6 protein-coding genes are annotated in these 5,371 nt (G+C 58.3%); 1 reads left to right on the forward strand and 5 read right to left on the reverse strand.

The features are described 5' to 3' along the window. On the reverse strand, window positions 1-142 hold a 142-nt coding region (locus VEZ38_RS20635; RefSeq protein WP_414694700.1), incomplete at its 3' end, for a transposase. Between the two features lie 415 nt (window positions 143-557). Then, the gene (locus VEZ38_RS10765) at window positions 558-1,427 is read right to left on the reverse strand and encodes an AraC family transcriptional regulator (RefSeq protein WP_324893360.1); all 870 of its coding nucleotides are present in this window, start codon (window positions 1,425-1,427) and stop codon (window positions 558-560) included. 134 nt (window positions 1,428-1,561) lie between these two features. Between VEZ38_RS10765 and VEZ38_RS10770 the strand changes: the two genes are divergently transcribed. Next, window positions 1,562-2,353 (forward strand): phytanoyl-CoA dioxygenase family protein, encoded by a 792-nt coding sequence (locus VEZ38_RS10770; protein ID WP_324893361.1) that lies wholly within the window; start codon window positions 1,562-1,564, stop codon window positions 2,351-2,353. Window positions 2,354-2,404: 51 nt separating this feature from the next. Here VEZ38_RS10770 and VEZ38_RS10775 read toward each other — a convergent pair whose 3' ends face one another. The 3 genes from VEZ38_RS10775 to ptsP all read right to left on the reverse strand — a co-directional run. Next, window positions 2,405-4,243 carry a PAS domain S-box protein gene (locus tag VEZ38_RS10775; RefSeq protein WP_324893362.1) on the reverse strand — a complete coding sequence of 613 codons (1,839 nt, stop codon included), beginning with the start codon at window positions 4,241-4,243 and terminating at the stop codon, window positions 2,405-2,407. A 136-nt stretch (window positions 4,244-4,379) separates the two neighbouring features. Beyond that, window positions 4,380-4,640, reverse strand: coding sequence for an HPr family phosphocarrier protein (locus VEZ38_RS10780; RefSeq protein WP_324893363.1), 261 nt, complete (start codon window positions 4,638-4,640; stop codon window positions 4,380-4,382). Continuing rightward, on the reverse strand, window positions 4,637-5,371 hold a 735-nt coding region (gene ptsP / locus VEZ38_RS10785; RefSeq protein WP_324893364.1), incomplete at its 5' end, for a phosphoenolpyruvate--protein phosphotransferase. The genes VEZ38_RS10780 and ptsP, both read right to left, overlap by 4 nt.

Consider the following 5,371-nt stretch of genomic DNA (forward strand, 5'->3'; position numbering starts at 1 on the left):
AGCGGGTGGATATAAGGTAGAACTCGGGAAACGCGCAGAAGGGGCAGCGAAAGCCGTCCGGCCAACGCCGGCGAAAGAAAACCTCCACAATTTGTTGGTTAGACATGCCGGGATCGCCTCCTACCCATATTATACGGAACATATGTTCCCGTGTAAATATTCAAAAAGGGAAAAAAGTGTTGGGAAACGAGACGTAGTGGGAGGCTTTTTCTGAGCAAGGGGCGAAAGGCGGGAAATGCGTGCGGGAAGGGGGAGAATGTAGCGGTCCGACGGGAGACGAGAAAGCGAAGGGAACCGCGGGTAGAGGAAACGGGCAAACGGGCGGGTAAAAGGCAAAGGGTAATGGGCGGGGAGACAGGTAGACAGGCAGACAGGCAGGAGCAGGAGGAGGGCAAAGCAGATGGGCATACATTGGCGGGCAAAGTAGATGGGCAAACGGTGGCGGGCAAAGCAGATGGGCAAACGGTGGCGGACAAAGTAGATGGGCAAACGGTGCGGGCAAAACAGATGGGCAAACGGGGGCGGGCTTACGGCAGGCAAGCAGGCCGGAGGGGCGGTTACACGGACCGCTCCTCCCGGTAACGGCCCGGGGGCAGGCCGGTTTCGCGCGCGAAGGCGCGGGAGAAGGAGTGTACCGTGCCGAAGCCGGTGCGCTCCGCGATGTCCTTGATGGCTTCGTCGGTACGGGTTAATAGGTAGGCCGCTTGTCGGATCCGTTCCTTCCGTACATACCCATTGAACGATTCATGAATGCCTTCGGCGAAGACGCGGGAGACGTGGCGCTCGGAGACGTGCAAGTAATCGGCCACGTGAGCGAGCGTAATCGGGCGCTCCAAGTTGTCGCGGATGAACAGCTTCGCCCGTCGGAGCAGCATGTCCGACGAGCTCCCTCGGCGCGCGGAAGCCGCTGGGCGCCGGGGCGAAAATACGTCCGCGAACGAACGAAGCAGCGCTTGGGCCGCGGCGACGACGGCGGCGTCCGATAGACGGAGATGGTCTTGATCCGTGAGCATCAATGCCTTCCATAGGGCGACCGTCGGCGCTTCGCCGGCGCCGCGCACGCATACTTCGGCGTCCTCGGCGAGCCGGCGGAATCGTTCCGCCTCGGCGGGCGTCGAGCGACTCTCATCGAGCTCGAAGGCGACAAACCAAAGCGAGAGGCCGGTCGAGCTTCGGATTTGGTGGACGACGCCGGGACGGGAGCAGAACAGTACGCCTTCGCGCAGCGCGTATAGGGTCCCCTTTTCTTCGTATATCCCTTCGCCTCCGCACACATAGCACACTTCAAAAAACGAATGCTTATGAACAGGATTGTCATAGTGTTGTTGGTCTACGCCCCAAAAATGAACGCGAAACGTCGCATCGACGCCAGGCAGCGTCAGCGCCGTGCGATTCAATCTCTCTTCGCTTTCCTTGCCCTTGAGCATAAGGTGCCTCCTCTTATGTCCGGTTCGGGTAAAAATGCGTCGCCCCGAAGCAAATACGCTTTCATCGTACCCGATATATACTGAAGTCACAACCGTCAACGGTTTTCATCTAGGAACGCAAAGGGGATTCAACGATGATCGGAGCGAGAGAAGCGGAGTTTTATCGCGAAAACGGGTATTTATTGGTAAAAGGAGTCATCGATAAGGCCGAGGTCGAGATCATGCGCGAGGGGGTCGAGCGCATCATCCAGCGAGCGGCCAAGGCGAAGCGGGACGCCAACCATGCCTGGCAGGGCGATTACCTTCCGGCTGATGAATTGAAGAAGCTCGTATTGAAGGGATTTCATGACGTTCATTATCACGACGCCGCGTTCATGCGGGCGATGACGAACCCGAAGATGGTCGCGGTGCTGACGCAGCTGATCGGGCCGAACGTGCAAATCCATCACTCCAAGATGCTGGTGAAGCCGCCGGAAAACGGGGCCGCGTTCCCGATGCACCAGGACTATCCGTATTTCCCCCACGCGAAGCACACGATGCTGGCGGCAAGCCTGCATCTGGACGACGCGGACGAGGCGAACGGCTGTCTGCACGTCGTTCCGGGGTCACATAAACAAGGACCGATCAAGCATGTCGGCCGCCATTACTTAAACCATGTCGAATATCCGATTTCGATGGGTACGCCTTGCCCGGCGGAAGCGGGAGACGTGTTGTTTTTCAATTACTTGACGATTCACGGGTCGGGGCCGAACCGGAGCGAGCGGACGCGGCGGAACGTCTTGTTTCAATACAAAGATCCTACGGATTTCCCCACGGAAATTACGCATATCAACTGGGGCTCGGGCCTCATGATCGCGGGGGAAAATCCGAATTTCGACAAGGCTCAGCCGCCGTTCACGCTAAACATGCAATTGGAGACGGAATAAACGACGAAGGACGCCCGCCGGCAACGGCTGAGGCGTCCTTCTTTATGTACGCTATACGGGTTGATCCGGTGTGATCGGCAGCTCGATCGTCACGGTCGTGCCGGCGTCGGGTACGCTCGCGATGCGAAGCGCGCCTCCATGGGCTTCGAGGATGCGTTGGCAAATCATGAGGCCGAGGCCGGTTCCGTCGGACTTGGTCGTAAAGAACGGCTCCCCCAATTTCCGCACGATCTCCTCCGGCATGCCCGTGCCTTCGTCGCGAATCCGAATCGATAAGCAGCGCCCGTCCGTGGCGGCTATCGCGATATGAATGCTTCCGCCGTGCGGCATCGCTTCGATCGCGTTCTTCAGCACGTTCAAAAATACTTGCTTGATGCGATGCTCGTCGCATCGCACCCGCGGGCGGGCGCCGGTCTCGGTCAAGTGCACGGCGATATTGTACAGCGTGGTCTCGCTTTCGAGAATGACCAGCACGGCGTGCAGCAGCTCGGCGATGTCGTGGTCCCGGTAGGCGACGATATGCGGCTTCGACAAGCTCATAAAGTCGTTCACGATGTAGTTGATTCGGTCGAGTTCGCTGAGCATCGTATCCACATAATAAAATTTCTTGGGGTCCAGCTCTTTGCGAAGCAGCTGCGTAAAGCCGCGCAACGACGTCAGCGGGTTGCGAATTTCGTGCGCGACGCCGGCCGCGAGTTGACCGATGACGGAGAGCTTCTCGGAGCGAAGGAGCAGCTCGTCCGCTTCCTTGCGTTCCGTGACGTCCCTTAAGACGCTCAATGTAACGGACTTTCCGTTATAGTTATAAATTTGAATGCTGGAGATTTCGACCGTAATGACGGTTCCGTCTCCGCAGACGAGCCTGCGTTCCCGGAACGGCGTGGGGTCGTCGGTTTGCAAGACTTCCCGGACGACTTCCATAGACGCGGCGTGGTCGTCAGGGTGAATGAATTCAAGGATGCTCCGCCCGATCACGTCGCTGACGTGCTCCAGACGAACGAGCTTTGCGGTTAGTTTATTGCAGTATACGATCATGCCCTGATCCGTAATGACGATGGGTTCCGGCAAAAACTTGATTAATCGTTCGAACCTTTCGGAATTGCTGCGCAAGCTTTCCTCGTAAGCCAGCCGTTCGGTGACGTCTCGAAGCACGGTCTGAACGGTGAGGCACCCGTCGACATCTCCGACTACAACGCTGGCCGCTTCCGCATCGAACACCTCGCCGTCCAGACGTATCATCTTGTGGACGACAAAGTCGAGGCGGGCGCCGGACTCCCTCGCACGGGCAAGACGCCACTTCCCGACCTCGTGATAATCCGGATGAATAAAGTCGTATATTTTTCGGCCGATCAGCTCGGCCGGGTCTTTCGCATGAAACATGCGCATCGTCGCATCGTTGATGAAATGAACGATATCGTCGGTGTGGAGGACAATCGCTTGGGGAGAAAACTGGATAATTTTTAACAGCAATTGCTCGCTGCGGTAGAGCGACCGTTGGAAATCCTTTTCCGTCGTCATGTCTTTGCAGACCAAGAGGACGGAAGGAACGCCGCCGTAATCGATCGGGAACGCGCGGACGAGTACGTCCGCAAGTTGCCCGTCCAGCCGCAGCCACTGCTTCATGACCGGTTCGGCGGGGGCGCCTCGCCGGGAGATCAGCTCGGCCTCGGTCGACGCGGCGTCGTGATATTTCGGGGGCAAAAATTCGAAGATGGAGCGTCCGACGACTTGTTCCGGCGAAACGGCGCAAACGACGCGCAAGGCTGCCGCATTCGCGTAGACGATACGGAATTCTCTGTAAACGACTATGGGCTCCGGCATCTGTTCCAGAATATATCGATATTGCTCTTCTGAAAACAAAGGCGGCGCCGAGGGGAGGAATTGCGTCATCAGATCAGCCCCTTATAACTCTATTACCCTTTATTTTATTTTTATTTATAATTGTTGACTAGTGCACAAGGACCCTTTTTTTATAGAAATTGTAAAAACGGCCGCCTCGGAGCTTCTCCTGGCGGCCATCCCTTCGTTATTCGTGTATTTGCGCGAACATCGCGCCGAGCGTCTCCAGCGCTTCCGCTTCCCGCTCGCCGTCGATTTCGAGCGTCACCTCGTCGCCGTGGGCGATGCCGAGGGTGAGCATGCTGAGCGAGCTTTTGCCGTTCACCTTCTTGCCCTTGCAAGAGACGGAAATTTTGCAGGGAAACGAAGCGGCCTTCTCGACGAACGTTTTCGTCGGACGGACATGGAAGCCTTGCGGATTCGCGACAGTGAATGTACCCGTAATCATACGGACACGCTCCTTCCTTGTTGTTGTACGAACGTGCGGATTTCCTCTTGGGAGCTCAACTCGAGCGCCTGACGGGCCAGCGCCTGCCAGCGCTCGCGGGACAGCTCGCCGATCTGGCGGCGGACCCGCAAGATGGAACCGGCGCTCATGCTGAACTCATGAAGGCCAAGCCCCAAGAGGAGCGGAATCGCCGTCTCGTCGCCGGCCATCTCGCCGCACATGCCGACCCACTTGCCTTCCTTCGCGGCGGCGCGAACGACGAGGTCGACGAGCCGCAATATCGCGGGGTGGCACGGCTGGTACAAGTACGACACCGTCTCGTTCATGCGGTCGGCGGCCATCGTATATTGGATAAGGTCATTGGTGCCGATGCTGAAGAAGTCGACGTCCTTGGCGAACGTATCGGCGGCGATCGCGGCGGAAGGCACCTCGATCATCATGCCGGTTTCGATACGCTCCGCCACGCGGACGCCTTCGCGGCGAAGCTTCTCGCGTTCCTCGTCGAGCAGCCGCTTCGCGGACAGAAATTCTTCCCGGACGGCGATCATCGGAAACATAATCTTCAGATTGCCGTGCGCGCTCGCCCGCAGCAGCGCGCGCAGCTGCGGACGAAACACGTCCTCGCGCCGCAGCGCAAAGCGCAAAGCGCGCTGCCCGAGGAACGGGTTCGCTTCCTTCGGCAAGCCGAGGTACGGCAGCTCCTTGTCGCCTCCGATGTCGAGCGTGCGGAT

It is taken from the genome of Paenibacillus sp., assembly GCF_035645235.1.
In the GTDB taxonomy this organism is placed as follows: domain Bacteria; phylum Bacillota; class Bacilli; order Paenibacillales; family YIM-B00363; genus Paenibacillus_AE.

Excerpts from the sequence above, each read along its gene's own strand:
- VEZ38_RS10775 (WP_324893362.1), bottom strand. The coding sequence starts at position 4,243 with ATGACGCAATTCCTCCCCTCGGCGCCGCCTTTGTTTTCAGAAGAGCAA.
- VEZ38_RS10765 (WP_324893360.1), bottom strand. The coding sequence starts at position 1,427 with ATGCTCAAGGGCAAGGAAAGCGAAGAGAGATTGAATCGCACGGCGCTG.
- VEZ38_RS10770 (WP_324893361.1), top strand. The coding sequence starts at position 1,562 with ATGATCGGAGCGAGAGAAGCGGAGTTTTATCGCGAAAACGGGTATTTA.
- VEZ38_RS10780 (WP_324893363.1), bottom strand. The coding sequence starts at position 4,640 with ATGATTACGGGTACATTCACTGTCGCGAATCCGCAAGGCTTCCATGTC.